Source organism: Delftia sp. 60 (assembly GCF_002754395.1).
Lineage (GTDB): Bacteria > Pseudomonadota > Gammaproteobacteria > Burkholderiales > Burkholderiaceae_C > Comamonas > Comamonas acidovorans.
This window is the reverse complement of the sequence record NZ_PEFD01000001.1, coordinates 3190056-3204757: the sequence shown is the minus strand read 5'-3', so window position 1 is coordinate 3204757 and position 14702 is coordinate 3190056. Positions and strand designations below refer to the sequence as shown.

Annotated in this window: 10 protein-coding genes; 2 read left to right on the top strand and 8 right to left on the bottom strand. The window is 65.6% G+C overall.

The genetic code is table 11. The features are described 5' to 3' along the window. Positions 1 to 361 precede the first annotated feature (361 nt). Genes CLV01_RS14515 through CLV01_RS14500 form a run of 4 tightly spaced genes read right to left on the bottom strand, consistent with a single transcriptional unit; the run spans position 362 to position 7708 of the window. The gene (locus CLV01_RS14515; protein ID WP_099734000.1) at positions 362 to 1015 is read right to left on the bottom strand and encodes a response regulator transcription factor; all 654 of its coding nucleotides are present in this window, start codon (positions 1013 to 1015) and stop codon (positions 362 to 364) included. A gap of 18 nt (positions 1016 to 1033) precedes the next feature. Further along, positions 1034 to 4294: a hybrid sensor histidine kinase/response regulator gene (locus CLV01_RS14510; protein ID WP_099734001.1), complete on the bottom strand. Its 3261-nt coding sequence runs from the start codon at positions 4292 to 4294 to the stop codon at positions 1034 to 1036. Positions 4295 to 4314: 20 nt separating this feature from the next. After that, the gene (locus tag CLV01_RS14505; RefSeq protein WP_043824289.1) at positions 4315 to 5526 is read right to left on the bottom strand and encodes an EAL domain-containing response regulator; all 1212 of its coding nucleotides are present in this window, start codon (positions 5524 to 5526) and stop codon (positions 4315 to 4317) included. Positions 5527 to 5530: 4 nt separating this feature from the next. Next, positions 5531 to 7708 (bottom strand): ATP-binding protein, encoded by a 2178-nt coding sequence (locus tag CLV01_RS14500; protein ID WP_257221297.1) that lies wholly within the window; start codon positions 7706 to 7708, stop codon positions 5531 to 5533. Positions 7709 to 7738: 30 nt separating this feature from the next. Here CLV01_RS14500 and CLV01_RS29125 point away from each other — a divergent pair, with 30 nt between their 5' ends. Both CLV01_RS29125 and CLV01_RS14495 read left to right on the top strand, forming a co-directional pair. Continuing rightward, on the top strand, positions 7739 to 8077 hold the full coding sequence (locus tag CLV01_RS29125) for a hypothetical protein (RefSeq protein ID WP_180288342.1): 339 nt from the start codon (positions 7739 to 7741) through the stop codon (positions 8075 to 8077). 322 nt (positions 8078 to 8399) lie between these two features. Next, the gene (locus CLV01_RS14495; RefSeq protein ID WP_257221296.1) at positions 8400 to 10550 is read left to right on the top strand and encodes an Ig-like domain-containing protein; all 2151 of its coding nucleotides are present in this window, start codon (positions 8400 to 8402) and stop codon (positions 10548 to 10550) included. A 34-nt stretch (positions 10551 to 10584) separates the two neighbouring features. Here the strand turns inward: CLV01_RS14495 and CLV01_RS14490 are convergent, their stop codons facing one another. From CLV01_RS14490 to CLV01_RS14475, 4 genes are all read right to left on the bottom strand, one after another. Beyond that, on the bottom strand, positions 10585 to 10902 hold the full coding sequence (locus CLV01_RS14490; RefSeq protein ID WP_034364405.1) for a DUF3325 domain-containing protein: 318 nt from the start codon (positions 10900 to 10902) through the stop codon (positions 10585 to 10587). Then, complete coding sequence (locus CLV01_RS14485) at positions 10895 to 12568, bottom strand: PepSY-associated TM helix domain-containing protein (protein WP_099734004.1); 1674 nt, start codon at positions 12566 to 12568, stop codon at positions 10895 to 10897. The genes CLV01_RS14490 and CLV01_RS14485 overlap by 8 nt, the downstream gene beginning before the upstream one ends. A gap of 17 nt (positions 12569 to 12585) precedes the next feature. Next, on the bottom strand, positions 12586 to 12864 hold the full coding sequence (locus tag CLV01_RS14480; protein WP_063326477.1) for a hypothetical protein: 279 nt from the start codon (positions 12862 to 12864) through the stop codon (positions 12586 to 12588). 114 nt (positions 12865 to 12978) lie between these two features. Further along, a complete protein-coding gene (locus CLV01_RS14475) occupies positions 12979 to 14697 on the bottom strand; it encodes an FMN-binding glutamate synthase family protein (protein ID WP_099735148.1) in 1719 nt (572 codons plus the stop codon). Positions 14698 to 14702 lie beyond the last annotated feature (5 nt).

Here is a 14702-nt window from a genome sequence, read left to right as displayed (position 1 = left end):
GGCAAGACTGGAGAGCGGTATATCGATCCGTTTTTTCCAGAAATGCAGCCAAAGAGAACGTCCCAGAAACTGTGCGACCCGTGCTACGAATTGCTGAGCAATACACGCCTGTCAACGCCCCACCCCGGACTGAGGTTCCGCTTTTATTCACTGGAGCAGGACGCCAATTTCGTGAACTATTGCTGCGTGCATTGCCAGGCGCCCCTGGCGATGAAGACAAGCCGGCGCGGGGCACTTCTGGGGTTTCGCCTGATGCCGTCCGAACCGCACTATCGCCTGGGTGAGGGGGACGCCGAGGACGGCGGCCAGGCGCAAGGCCAGGCGCTAAAAGGGTGACCGGCTTGTGCAGCCCGCAGGCCGGTCAGTCGAAGAGATGGTGCTCGGCGCAGAAGGCCGCCAGGTCCTGGTTGCTGTCCACGTTCAGCTTGCGCATGGCGGAGTTCTTCTGGAGGCTGACGGTCTTGACGCTGCGCCGCAGGCGTGCGGCGATTTCGGTGATGGACTCGCCATTGGCGAAATGCCTGAGGACTTCGAACTCGCGCGGCGAGAGGCTGTTGGCGCGCTCGGTCAGGAAAACGGACCGCTCCTGCCTGGGCGTGTCGGCCTGGAATGAGGGCGAATAGTAGCGGGCATTGAGGCGGACACACTGCAGCGCCGCCATGATCTGGGTGAGCGGCTCTTCCTTGAGCAGCACACCGGCGACGCCGGCGTCATACAGGGCCGAGATGATCATGGGGTTGGAGACGGTCGTCAGCACCAGCACCTTGATGTCCGGGAAGTGGCGTATCAGATAGTCCACGTAGCGCAGGCCATCGCCATAGACATCGTCGCCCGGCATGGAGTAGTCGGTCAGAACCACGTCCAGCGGGTTCGACCTGGCGTATTGCATCAAGGACGATGGCGTGCTGAACGTGGCCACGACCTGGAGATTGGGGTCCTGCTCCAGGAAGTCCTTGACGCCAAGCAGGACCACGGCGTGGTCGTCCACGACAGCAATGCGCAGTTTCAGTTTCATGGGATCGCAAGCAAAGGGTTAGGGCTGGGGCAATTGCGCCATCATGGCTCGAAGGTCGGCCAAGAGGTCGGCCAAAAGGACTGACAGCGCGGCCTGCAGGCCGGGCTCCCGGGTGCCGTTCGGGAGCTGGTCCTCCAGCGACTGGGTGCGCGCGGCAAGCTCCTGCATCCTGGCCAGCAGCAAGGCGCCGCGCATGCGATGCAGCGCCTGCGCGGCCAGGTCGGGCCGGCGCTCCTCCAGGCCACGGGCCAGCATTGCGATGTCGTCGTTCATGCACTGCACGAAGACCTGCCGGTGCGTCTGCAGCACGTTGGGCTCCGACAGGGCCGCAGGCTGCGGGGTATCCCCCACCGGGGTATCGGCCTGGGCAGGCGCCGGACGGAGCCGCTTTTTCGGCGCGAATTTCTCCAGGGTGCGGACCAGCGTGCGCAACGGGATGGGCTTGACCAGCCAGGCATTCATGCCGGCATTCAGGCAGCGGTTTTCCTCGTCCAGCATGGCATTGGCGGTCACGCCGACGATGGGGCAGGCAACGCCCTCCGCACGCAGCCGCTCCGCCAGTTCGTAGCCGTTGAGGTAGGGCATGTTCACGTCCGTCAGCACCAGATCGTGCGGGCTGATGTCCCACAGCGCCAGCGCCTCCTCCCCGTCGTCGGCGACCGTGACCTCGCAGCCCAGGCTCTCGAGCTGGCCGCGCAGCGTCACCTGGTTGACGGGATTGTCCTCGGCGACCAGCACGCGCAGGTCGAACAGGGGCAGATCGGAGCCGGAGCCGGCCGAGCGCTGTGCGCCGCCGAGCACTTGCGCAATGCCCAAACCGATGCTCAGAACGTTGTGCCCGTCGATGCCCCGGTTGTCGGGCGAGGAAAGGTTCAGGTGCGGCCCCGTCCATCCGGGCGCGGGGCTGTCCGCCGGCAACAGGACGTCCAGCAGCAGTTCATCCTTGTCCGCGGCCACCGGGGCGGCACCCGCCGCGCGGGCCTGGCCGGCCCAGCGCTGCAGCCAGGCACAGATGTTGTCCGTCAGTTCCGGGTGGGGAGTGCGCACCGCGATCCGGGCACCCTTGAGCTCGGGCGCCTCCTCCTCCTCCTGCGCGACGGTCTCCAGCCCCAGCTCGAACCAGAACCGGCTGCCCAGGCCGGGCTCGCTCCAGACCTCGATGGAGCTGGACATCATCCGGGCCAGGCTCCAGCAGATGGACAGGCCCAGGCCCGCTCCACGGGCAGTGCGGCTGCTGTTCTTGACGAGATAAAAGGGCGTGAAAAGCTCGCCATGCAGGGATTTTTCTATGCCCACGCCCGTGTCGCAGACCTCGAACACCAGCCGGACCTGGGAGGCCGCGCCCGGCACGCTGCGCAGGCGGACGATCACATGGCCGGCCTCCGTGAACTTGATGGCATTGCTGATGAGATTGCCCAGGATCTGGCGGATGCGCACCGCGTCGCCCAGCACCGACTCGGGCACCTGCGCGTCCACGCAGGAAAACAGCAGCAGGCCGTTTTGCTGCGCCATGGCGGCATAGGAGCTGGTGCAGTTTTGCACCAGCTCCCGGGGATTGAACGGGGCCTTTTCCAGCTGCAACTGGCCCGCCTCGATCTTGCTGGTGTCCAGGATGTCGCTGATGATCTGCAACAAGATGGACGAGGAGGCTTCGATACGGTCCACATACTTGCGCTGCAGCTGCGTGAGCTCGGTCAGGCCCAGCAGCTCCAGCGTGCCCAGCGCGCCATACAGCGGCGTGCGGATCTCGTGGCTCATGGTCGCCAGAAAGGTGGACTTTGCCTCGTTGGCCTCGTCCGCCGCGATTCTTGCCCGCTCCAGATTGCTCTCGATTTCTGCGCGCGCACTGACGTCGGCAAACACGCACAGCGTCACATCCTGGCCCAGGTAGCGGGTGGGCGCGTAGGCCACGTAAAGCGTTCGGCCCTGCGCGGTGACCAGCTGCTCCATGGTTCCTGCGGCCCTGGCGTGGACAATCTCGTCCAGCGCTGCCCTGTTTTCCGGCGAGCCGGGGCGCAGGTAGCCATCGGCCGAGTGCAGCCACTCCTGCACCAGCGAGTTGCTGAAGATGATCTTTCCACTGCCGTAGGCGACAAGGCAGACAGCCACGGGGGCGGTTTCGATCAGCGTCCTGTTGAATTGATTGCTCTCGACGATGACCCGCTGCGCGTCCTGGGCAGGCGCAATCACCTTGCGGTTGAACCAGCGGGTATAGGCAATACCGGCCAGCAGGCTCAGCAGCAGGGCCAGCACCAGGCCGGCAGAGGGCGCGAACAGCCGGCCCTGGAAAAAGGTGGCGTAGTCCACCTGGTAGTAGCCGGTCCACCGGCCGGAGGCATCCTCGGTCTTGAGGATCAGGCCATTGCGCGTATACCGCATCCCCGCCTCGTCCACCTGCGGCACCGGGCCGGTGCCCATGAGCACGCCGAAATCCCGGTGCTCCAGCCAGAAAAGATGCCTGGGCAGCGTATGGATGGATCTTTCTATGGCGCTGATGCGCTGGCGGCTGAAAAGGATGGCGGCGTAGATCGGGCTTGTGGCGGCTTCGTCGCCGGCATCGATATGGCTTGAAAAGCCGGCTGCGACCATGCCGATCATCTTTTCCGGGAACTGGGGCGACCGGAACCAGACGATCTCCTGCGCCGGCGCCGTGGAGCCGGCGCCCGGCCGGGCATCGGCGGCCCTGGCCCGCAGATGCGCCTTGACGGCGGCAATCGTGCTGTCGAACATTTCCTGCGTGACGCTCTCGTTGCCGATGGGCACGTCGATGGCCGGCACGCCGATGCTGATCGCCCCATCCTCCTTGGTGAAGAAGGCAGCGGCTGCCGGGAAGTAGGAGCCTGCCCAGAAGGAGGAATAGCCCGCGGCCAGGGAGCTGCCCAGCGAGAAAAGCCGGTCCGGGAGCGTGTCGCAGGCCGCGCGCGCAGAGCATTGCAGTGAAAAGGGAATGCCGCCGATGGCCTCGCGGCCACGGAACATGCGGTAGTCCGCCTGCGCAGGAGCGGGCACGTCAACGATGGTGGCTACTCTCTGGTCCGGCAGCGCTTTCCAGGACTCGTTGCGGCCCTTGAGCCGCCGAAGAAAGATCTCCTGCTCGTCCAGCGAGCCGACGATGGCGGAGAAGTTCAAGGCCAGGCGGCCCTGCTCCTGCTCGAAGATCCTCTCCGAGCCCCACAGCAGCACGGCGATGAGGAAGATCGCAAGGGGAAGCACTCCAAACAGTACCCGGTTCTGCCAGCGTGTGGTGCGTGTGATCTTGCTGAACGGGGAGTCGGGCATGGACGCCTTGCGTGCTTGGGTCAGGTGGGGTTGCCTTGGTGTCGGGGTTCGGATGCCAGCATAAGGGCAAATTCGCTGGCGGGCACCGCGGCGGACAGCAGATATCCCTGCACGCAATCGCAGCCGATGCTGCGCAGCAACTCCAGGTCCTGGGTGGTCTCCACCCCTTCCGCCGTCACCGTCAGGCCCAGTTGCCGCCCCAGCTGCACCGACGACGTCAAGGCCGCAGTGCGCACCTCGTCACCCGCGGCGCCGGCCACGAAGGCCCGGTCGATCTTCAATTCGGTGAAGGGCGTGGAGATGAGGCTGTACATCGAGCTGTAACCCCGCCCGTAGTCATCCTGGGCCAGGCCGAAGCCTTTGAGCCGCAGGCGGCTCGCGCACATGTAGTAGTTGGCAGGTATGCCGACGGCCTGGTCCTCCAGCAGCTCGAACGTGATGTTCTCCGCAGCGATGCCGCACCGGGCCGCCATGCCGTGCAACTCATCCGGCAGGCCAATATCGTCCAGCAGCGGTATCGGCAGGTTGACGGACACAGGCACGACATGTCCGGCACTGCGCCAGGCCAGGTGCGCCGACATGGCGTCTTCCATCATCCGCACCAGCAAGGCATGGTCCAGGCCATGGAACCGGATGGCGGACATGAACGAGCCCGGCATCATGAAGCCGAACTGCCGATCGTTCCAGCGTGCCAGCGCTTCCACACCGACGGTGTGGCCCGTGAGCAGGGATTTCTTGGGCTGGAACCAGGCCTGTATGGTTTTCTCCTCCAGCGCCTGGATCAGGTGTGCCTTGGCGAAAATCGGCCGTTCCTTGATGCCTGGAGCGCTTTTCCTCTCGTAGGCACGCAAGGACCTGAGTTGGCTGGCCAGGACCTGGACATGGTCCGCACCGAACGGCTTTTGAAACATCCCGACAACGGAAAAGCCGGACTCCTTGGCCATGAGACTGACACTGTTCATCAACCGGCGCGAGCAGGAGCTGGATATGACGAGCATCGGATGCAGGCCGCGCTGGCTCAGTTCATTGATGAACTGCAGGCCGTCCATGTCGGGCATTTTCAGGTCGGTGATGACGAGGTGGAATCCGCCATCGCGCAGCATTTGCAGGGCATCGCGTGCGTTGCAGGCAATGTGCGTGTCCACGATTCCCGCCTCCATGAGCAGGCTGCGCGTGTGCTCGCAGCACAGGGCGTGGTCGTCAAGAATGAGTACTTTGAATGTCGACAGCATGGGATCAGGTCCTGCATTGCTTGATGTGGTTCAGGGTGGTGCGCAGCACCGCCAACGTGAATGGCTTGCACAGCAGGCTGTCGAAGCCGGCCGGCAGTCCGTCGCCCTGCCCTTGCGCCTGCGTTTGCGTCTGCCCTTGCGGCTGCGCATTGGCCGTCAGCCCGACGATCGGGCGGCCGTAGCCACGCTTTCTGAGCGCACGCGCCAGGGCCAGGCCATCCAGCAGCGGCATGTGCAGGTCGGTGAGAACGGCGTCGAATTCGAGCAGGCCGGGCATGGACAGCGCGTCCTGCCCATTGCTGGCCTGCTGGACCTCGCAGCCCAGCACCTGCAGTTGCTCTCGCAGGATGATTCTGTTGATGGGGTTGTCCTCGACGATGAGCACGCTCAGCCCCATCGGCTCGTGGACCTGGGGAACGGCGGCGTACAGGTCAGGGCGCGCGCCCGGCGCAATGCCCTGCTGGGCCATGCCCAGCGCCTGGCCCACGGCCAGCACGCCAGGCATGCTGGTTTCCCACACACGGGCCTGCAGGGTTTCGCGGGGGACCTCGCCCGGCGCCAGCGCCACAACGCATTTGCCCGTCCATTGCGGACGGCGCACCGACCGTGGCCAGGCTTGCACCAGCACCGCCTGTTCATTGGAGCCCTGCACCTGCTCCCGGTAGGGCTGGGCCATCGCGCCCCAATGCCGAAGCCAGGCGCACAGGTTGTGCACGACTTCCGGAATGGCGCCATCCACGTAGACGGTGTGCGGCAACAGGCTGGGCACCGCCTCATAGCCTGCCGCGCTCTCGCGCGGCAGGCGCAGCTCGAATGACACGCAGGTCCCCAGTCCCGGCTGGCTGGCGGCCGTCAGCCGCCCGCCCATCTCCTGGCTGAGGCGCAGGCAGATGGACAGACCCAGGCCCGCGCCCTGGACCTGCTGCTGCGTGGCCGCATGGGCACGGAAGTACGGGTCGAACAGGAAGGGCTGCTGCTCCGGCTCGATGCCGATGCCCGTGTCCTGAACCTGGAACCGCAGGTCGGTGCCTTCCTCGCTCTCTCCCATGACCTGCAGGCGGATGGCCACATGGCCGGAGAACGTGAACTTGATGGCATTGCCCACCAGGTTGTCCAGGATCTGCCGCAGCCGCAAGGCATCGCCCACCAGCAGGGGCGGCGTTTTCACATCGGAGACGGCATACAGCTGCAGCCCCTTTTGCTCGGCACGCGACAGCAGGCCCGCGGCCACGCTGTCGAGCAGTTCGGTGGCCGAGAACGCATGGGCCTCCAGTTGCAGCCGGCCCGCCTCGATGGCCGACAGGTCCAGGCTGTCGTTGACGATGCGCAGCAAGGAGGCCGACGCCTGCTGCATGGCCCCCAGGTAGCGGGTCTGTTCGGAAGGAGCTCTGGACAGCGCCAGCAGCTCCAGCGTTCCCAGGATGCCAAAGAGCGGCGTCCGTATTTCATGGCTCATGGTGGCCAGAAACTGCGTCTTGGCCTGGCTGGCCGATTCGGCGCGCAGCTTGGAATCGACCAGTGCTGCCTGTGCCTGCCTGAGCGCCGTCACATCGCTGACCAGGCAAAAAACCACCGGCTCGCCGGCGTGGCTGGTGTGCGTGGTGCGGACCTCCACCAGCCGACCGTCTCCCAGCACCAGCTCGCGCCGGGCCTGCTGCGCGCCCTCGGCAACGGCATGCTCGAACCACGAAGAATCACTGCATACCCACTGCCGCGCCAGTCCGTTGGACAGCAGCAGGCTGCGATCGCTGCACCGCACCAGCGCCAGGCCCACGGGGGCCGTGTCCAGCAGCTTTCGGCAGAGCGCATCACCGGCGGCGCAGGCGCCTGCCCGGCTCCAGGCCGAAGTCGGCACGCCGCGGCGCAGCCGGCGCACGCACCATGCAAGTACAGCCATGAAGGCAAGTCCCAGCGACACGGACCCCAGCAGCAGCCAGACATGGGCCCTGACCAGCTGCCGCGCGGGCTCCCAGCGGTCTGCAAGCCATCCGGCGTCGTTCGCGGATTTGCGCAGCAACAGGGATTCGGGAAGCGCCCGGCCTGCCTGCATCAGTGAATGGAGCGGCCCGGGCTGGCCCTGCGGTGCGCTGGCGCGCCACGGCCAGGCATAACCGGCTTGCGTGTGGATGGCTGCGTGCGTGGCCCCCACCGCAGCGTCCAGCAGCAGGAAGCATCGGTCCATGAAAAACAACTGAATGTCTCGCACGGGCACATGACCGAGGCTGCGCGACGGCGTCGCCGGGGCGGCGGCGTCCCTGCCGCCGTGACCGGCACAGGCCAGCATGGCCATGATCGCCAGTGCAAATGCCATCAAATCACGCCGTGCCAGGGACAGGCACAGCCTGTGATGTATCGATCTGGAAGAAAACAAGAGAGCTTGAAACTGGCGCATTGCCGAATCTTAGAAATCAAAGGGCGAATTTGGACTAAGAATTTTCTTAATGCTGAAACCTCTTGCACGCCGCCTCGCCAAAGAGCGATTTCAAGCATCGATCCGCCATCGAAAAATCGTCAAATCTCTTTGAAAATGCAATTATTCCTGTCACTTTAAGAAAATTCTTAAACCAATATTCCGATGCCCTGGAGATCATTGCCGGATTGATTCATCGACAAAGGCTGCTCCGTTTCTGACCACCCCCTGTGATATTGAACACAGACGTCGCGCATGCAGAATGCCAGCGCTATTTCACGCCATGTATTGCGCAATATCCAGAATGCGTTTCGGCAGCCCCTTTCAGGGAAAGTAAAAAATGGCAATGAGGATATACAGGCAACGATTCACGACCAGGCCGGCAAGCAGGCCGCTGCGCCTGCTCGCCCTGGCGTTGCTCTTGCAAGGCTGTGTCGCCACGGCCCATGCATGGACCGTCGTGGTGGACAGCGCCGCCGACGCAAGCGGCCCGTGCGCCAGCACCGGCCTGGGACCCTGCTCCCTGCGCGACGCCATCACCTACGCCAACGCCAACCGCAACAAAGGGGGCGACAACCGCATCGAATTCAGCATCGGTGCGGGGGGAGAGCAGACCATCGTCACCCAAAGCAACTGGAATGGCAGCCTCATGCAGCCCATTGCACCCGCCACATCACTGACGGTGGACGCCAGCACGCAACCCGGCTATGAGGACCACTTGCCACGCCGCCCCCTGATCACGCTGCAGGCAGGCAGCTCCGAGTTCGGTACAGGGCTCGAGCTGGCAGGCGCCATCACGGTGCGCGGTCTGGCGATAGGCGGCTTCAACACCGCCCTGGCGGTGACCGGCGACGGCAACACCGTGCTGGGCTGCCATATAGGCGTTGACGCATCGGGAACGGTCGCCATGGGCAATCGCAGCAACATTATTGTCAACTCCGGCAACCGCAACCGCATCGGTAATCTGGATATTGGCGGGCGAAATGTCATTTCCGCGGCGGAAAATTCCGGAGTATGGCTTTCCTGGCCGGGCGTCGGTACAGAAAACATCATTCAGGGAAATTACATAGGCACCGATATCACCGGCAATGTGGCGCTGGGAAACCAGGGAAACGGCATCAGCGTGGCATCCGGATTTACCGGCACGCTGATCGACAGCAACCTCGTCTCCGGCAACGTCAGGGAAACCGGTGGTTCATCCGGCATTTCCATTTCCGGCTCGCACACGCTGGTGACCCGCAACCGCGTCGGGACCAATGCAGCCGGCACGGCCATGATTGCCAACAATGGGCCAGGCATTGCCGTATTCTTTTCGCCGGAAGGCGGACATCGCATTGGCACAGGCCCTGAAGACGGCAACCTGGTTGCCGGAAACAAGGAAACGGCCATTGAATTGAATGGAAACTACGCCGCACGCAACTCGAATACCCTGATTGCCGGGAATATCGTGGGAACCAGCCTGGATGCCAGCACCATGCTGCCCAATCAATGGGGCATCGTCATCAAGGATTCGGACGAGGTCACCGTGCGCGGAAACATCGTCGGTGGCAGCAAGGCGTCCGGCATACAGTTCCAGGGCGCCGGCAAGAACAACCTCGTGCAGGGCAACTACGTGGGCGTCAGTCCCCAGGGAACCGCCCTGCCCAATGGGGAAGGCGTTTCCTTTTTCCAGAAGGCCCATGACACCCTGGTCGGCGGTGACGACGCGGCACATGCCAACGTGATTGCGCACAACAGGCTGTTCGGCGTGGGATTGCGGGGGGACGAAGTCAAGGGCGTCTCCATGCTCGGCAATGCCATCTACGGCAATACCGAGGGAGGCATCGCACGAACCAGCCTGGCCAACGGAGATCCTGCCGATCCGGTACTGCTCACGGTGACGCCCGACGGCCTGTCCGGCACGCTGGACAGCGTCGCCAACGAGAGCATGCGCATCGAGTATTTCTCGACGCCCAGGCTGCCCGACGGGCTGGTGGAGCGCGCCGCCGGCAAGGTTCTGCTGGGCTCGCAGACCGTGACCACCGATGCCTCCGGCCATGCGCCCTTGGCGTTCAAGGGCGCCATGCCTCCGGGCGACCAGGCCGCTGTCACGGCGACCGCCACCCGGATTTCCACCGGCGACACCTCGCGCTTTTCCAACGCGATGGCGGCCAACGCCGCCCCCGTGGCGCTGCCGCAAGCCGTCACGACGCCGCAGGATACGGCGCTGTCCATCACCCTCGCTGGCACGGACTTCGAGTCGGACCCGCTGCGCTTCGAGATCACCGCTGGCCCCGCCCATGGCGGCATCAGCGGCTTCGATCCCCAGACGGGCACGCTGGTCTACACGCCGGCGGCCGGCTACTCCGGGCCCGATACCTTCGCCTTCACGGTATCCGACGGGCACCAGAGCGCTGCCGCACCGGCGGCCGTGTCCATCGAGGTGGTCGCTGCCGATCCTCCCGACCCGGGCCCGGGCACCGATCCCGACCCCGGTCCGGGCACGGACCCAGGACCCGGTCCCGGCCCCGGAAATGTCCAGGCCGTTCCCGGCCTGGGCCAGGGTGGCATGCTGGCACTGTTGTGCGGCATGGCCTATCTGGCCAGCCGCAGGATGAGGAAAAGGCAGGCCTGAGCCTGCAGCGGGCGCAGTGGTCCCCGCGCAAACGTCAGGCCGGCAGCCAGCGCAGCCAGCTCGGCCGCCAGGTCAGGGTGAAGGCAATGGCCAGGGCGGCAGCGGCCAGCGTCATGATCCAGACCAGGGAGGCCATGGAGGCATGGTCCACCGCCAGGCACAGTCCCAGCGAGGCGGCCAGCCCCGCAGCGCCCAGCCAGCGCAGCAGCCTGACCTTGCCATCGGGCTGGGGCATGTCGCCGTGCACCTGCTCCCAGTGCACGTCCTTGGCCAGCGCAAACCAGCCCATGCCGGCCAGCGAGGCGGCAAAGGCGGCGGCCAGCAGCAGTGCGTCCATCAGTCCCTCAGACATGGGCCACCTCCGCGGCGCGCGAGGGCATGGCGGGCACGGCGCGCGTCTTGAGCTTGCGCGCCACCACCACGGCCAGCACGGCGCTGGCCAGCATGAACAGGTCCACGCCAGCCACCGGCCAGTAGCCCTCGCCCAGGGTCTTGAACAGGTGGTCGCCCGTGGTCAGCCAGTTCAGCAGCACGGCCGTGACGGCCATGGCGGCCACGGCCCAGCACTGCTCGCGCCAGGCGGGATTGGGCAGGCCCCGGGCCACGGGGGCGCTGCGCACAAAGGCATGCGCCATGGCCAGCAGCCAGGCGGCCCAGAAGAAATAGCGCTCCATGTCGCCCCGGCCCGGCCAGCCCTGGGGCATGGCCTCGGGCAGCAGGCGGTTGGAAATCAGCATGCCCAGGGCGGCCACCAGCATGCCGGTGACGGTGGTGACGGCCAGGGCATCGACCACGCGCGCGCCCTGCACGCCCTGCTTGGCGTGCTGCTTCTTGCGCTTTTCCACGAAGAAGACAAAGCCGGTGGCAATGCAGGCGCAGCCGGCCAGGCCACCGAGCACGTACAGCCAGCGCAGCAGCCAGTGGCGGAAGTGCTGCAGGTGCAGGCCGGTGAGGAAGGTGTTGAGGCTGTCCACGGCCGTGCGCGGCGGGTCTTCCCGCAACAGCGCGCCCGTGCTGGCCTTGAAGTGGATGCCCTCGCCCGTGAGCGCGATGCGGTCGGTGCCTGCGCGGTAGACGCTGACGTAGCCATTGGCATCGCCCACATGGGTGACGGACAGGAAGCCCACGTCGCCGGCCATGCCCTTGGCGGCCCAGCGGCGCTGCGCCTCGGCCACCATGGCGTCCACCGAGGCCACGGGCGCGGCCACGCCGGCGCGGTCATGCGGCAGGCCGGTTTCCTCGGCCTCCATTTTTTCGTGCAGCTCGTGCAGCGGCTCCAGCTGGGTGTGGGTGATGGGGAAGTAGATGCCCGCAAAGATCACCAGCCCCGTGAAGGCGAAGAAGAAGTGGAAGGGCAGCGCCACCACGCCCGTCATGTTGTGCAGGTCCAGCACGCTGCGCTGGGTGGCCTTCTTCGGACGGAAGGTGAACAGCTCGCGGAAGATCTTGCGGTGCATGACCACGCCGCTGACCAGGGCCACCAGCATGATGAGTGCGGCAAAGCCCACGATCCAGTAGCCCAGGCCCATCCAGTTGAGCGTCAGGCTGTAGTGCAGCGGGTAGAAGAACTGGCTGCCGATCTTGAGGTGGTCGTCCGGCAGGGACTCGCCATTGCGCGGGTCGATGGTGCGCATGGCCCAGATCAGGGTCTCGGGCTTCTTGGCGTTGGCCACCTCGTAGCCGGCGAACAGGCCCAGCACCGGGTCGCGGTGCGTGGTGTAGGCGCCCCAGCGCTGGGGCGTATCGAAGCGCTCGGGCAGCGGGCCGTTGACCTCGCCGCGCATGGCCTCGCGCGCCTGGGCGTTGGGCTGCATGGACTCGAAGACCGGCTTGAGGATCTGGTCGTACGAGGGCATGGGCGTGGGCTCGAAGCGCGAGGCCGGAATGGCCCAGCGGTCGATCTCGCGGTCGAACACCGACAGCGCGCCAAAGAAGAACGCGGCCATGAGCACGAAGCCGAGCACCAGCCCGAACCAGGTGTGCAGCCAGGCCATGGAAAGGCGGAAATTCTGGAACATGGGAAGCAATCTCCGGATCAGGGCAGCAGCATCTGCTGGAGCAGCGATGCGCAGCCGGTCATGACAATGCCGCCACCGGCCAGCACGGCCCAGACGCGCGGGAGGCTCTGCGCCGCAAAGGCCCAGAGGAACACCGTCAGAAACACCAGGAAGCCGAGGATGTAGCCCAGATGCTCGGCATCGTGGAACTCCATTCCGGCGGCAAACATCAGCACGACGCCCAGGGCGATGAAGCCCCAGGTGAAGGCATAGCCGCCGAAGATGGCAGCTGCAATGCGAACCAAAATAGTTTTCATTTACACAGAAAAATACAGTTGTGCACCAAGTTCTCGGGGCGCATTATCCCCGAGGGTTGTTAAAACCTGTAATCGGCTGTGGTCTGTGGCGCCTGTCTTCTGTGCGTGGCGTCTCTAGGCAGCCTGGCCTGCCGCCTGCGCCTTGGCCTGCGGCGCAGAAGGCTTGAGCGTGGGCGGCGCGAACTGGAAGGTGTGGGCGCTGGCGCCCGGCCAGTAGAGCTTGAACACGCTGTGCTGCTTGTCCAGCGGCCCCAGCAGCGCGCCGGGCTCCACGCGCAGGACCAGGTTGGCCAGCTGCCGCACCTCGGTGTCGGAGATGCGCCGCACGATGTGGTGGGCCGTGATGTCGCAAGGGTGCTCCAGGCCCGCAGCCTGCACCAGCTCCTGCAGCGCATGCAGGGTCTTGTCGTGGAAGTTGGCCACGCGCGTGGCCTTGTCGGGCACCACCAGGGCCTTCTGTCGCGCCGCGTCCTGTGTGGCCACGCCCGTGGGGCAGTGGCCGGTATGGCAGTTCTGCGCCTGGATGCAGCCCAGGGCCATCATGAAGCCGCGCCCGGCATTGCACCAGTCGGCGCCCAGCGCCATCATGCGCGCGATGTCGAAGGCCGTGATCACCTTGCCGGCCGCGCCGATCTTGATGCGGTGGCGCAGGCCCACGCCGATCAGCGTGTTGTGCACCAGCAGCAGCCCTTCCTGCAGCGGCACGCCCACGTGGTCGGTGAACTCCACCGGCGCCGCGCCCGTGCCGCCCTCGGCACCATCGACCACGATGAAGTCCGGCGTGATGTCCGTCTCCTGCATGGCCTTGACGATGGCGAACCACTCCCAGGGATGGCCCACGCAGAACTTGAAGCCCGTGGGCTTGCCGCCCGACTTCTCGCGCAGGCGGGCGATGAAATGCATCATCTCCACCGGTGTCTTGAAGGCGCTGTGGCTGGACGGGCTGATGCAGTCCACGCCCACGGGCACGCCGCGCGCGGCGGCGATCTCAGGGGTGACCTTGGCGCCCAGCAGCATGCCGCCGTGGCCGGGCTTGGCGCCCTGGCTGAGCTTGATCTCGATGAGCTTGACCTGCGGGTCGGTAGCGTTGGCGATGAATTTTTCTTCGTTGAAGCTGCCATCGTCGTTGCGGCAGCCGAAGTAGCCCGAGGCCACCTCCCAGATCAGGTCGCCGCCGTGCACGCGGTGGTGCTGGCTGATGGAGCCCTCGCCCGTGTCGTGCGCAAAGCCGCCCATCTTCGCGCCCTTGTTCAGCGCCAGGATGGCATTGGCCGACAGCGCGCCAAAGCTCATGGCCGAGATATTGAAGATGCTGGCACTGTAGGGCTGGGTGCAGGGCGAGGCGCCTTCATCGGCGCAGCCGATGGTGATGCGGAAGTCATGCGAGGCCAGCTTGGTGGGCTGCATGGAATGGTTCACCCATTCATAGCCCTGGGCCGTGACATTGAGCTGCGTGCCCAGCGGGCGGCTGTCCGGGTCGCCCTTGGCGCGCTGGTAGACCAGGGAGCGCTGGGCGCGCGAGAACGGCAGCGCCTCATGGTCGGACTCGATGAAGTACTGCCGCATCTCGGGCCGGATGAACTCCAGCAGGAACCGCAGGTGGCCGATGATGGGGTAGTTGCGCAGCACCGAATGGCGCACCTGGGTCATGTCGCGCACGCCCAGCAGCGCCAGCGCGGCGCACACGCCAAAGCCCAGCCACCACCACAGCCCTCCCCACACCAGCGCCGCCACCAGCAGCCCCGCGCTGCCGACCAGGCTCAGGCAGAACGTGGTGTAGCGCAGCGGCACCCATGCGGGCAGGCGATGAACCGGGGAGGCAGACGTTGACATGGCGT

What these genes read in the sequence shown, in the direction of transcription:
- CLV01_RS14515 (WP_099734000.1), bottom strand. Translation starts at nt 1,015, where the DNA reads ATGAAACTGAAACTGCGCATTGCTGTCGTGGACGACCACGCCGTGGTC.
- CLV01_RS14510 (WP_099734001.1), bottom strand. Translation starts at nt 4,294, where the DNA reads ATGCCCGACTCCCCGTTCAGCAAGATCACACGCACCACACGCTGGCAG.
- CLV01_RS14505 (WP_043824289.1), bottom strand. Translation starts at nt 5,526, where the DNA reads ATGCTGTCGACATTCAAAGTACTCATTCTTGACGACCACGCCCTGTGC.
- CLV01_RS14500 (WP_257221297.1), bottom strand. Translation starts at nt 7,708, where the DNA reads ATGGACCGATGCTTCCTGCTGCTGGACGCTGCGGTGGGGGCCACGCAC.
- CLV01_RS29125 (WP_180288342.1), top strand. Translation starts at nt 7,739, where the DNA reads ATGACCGAGGCTGCGCGACGGCGTCGCCGGGGCGGCGGCGTCCCTGCC.
- CLV01_RS14490 (WP_034364405.1), bottom strand. Translation starts at nt 10,902, where the DNA reads ATGTCTGAGGGACTGATGGACGCACTGCTGCTGGCCGCCGCCTTTGCC.
- CLV01_RS14485 (WP_099734004.1), bottom strand. Translation starts at nt 12,568, where the DNA reads ATGTTCCAGAATTTCCGCCTTTCCATGGCCTGGCTGCACACCTGGTTC.
- CLV01_RS14480 (WP_063326477.1), bottom strand. Translation starts at nt 12,864, where the DNA reads ATGAAAACTATTTTGGTTCGCATTGCAGCTGCCATCTTCGGCGGCTAT.
- CLV01_RS14475 (WP_099735148.1), bottom strand. Translation starts at nt 14,697, where the DNA reads ATGTCAACGTCTGCCTCCCCGGTTCATCGCCTGCCCGCATGGGTGCCG.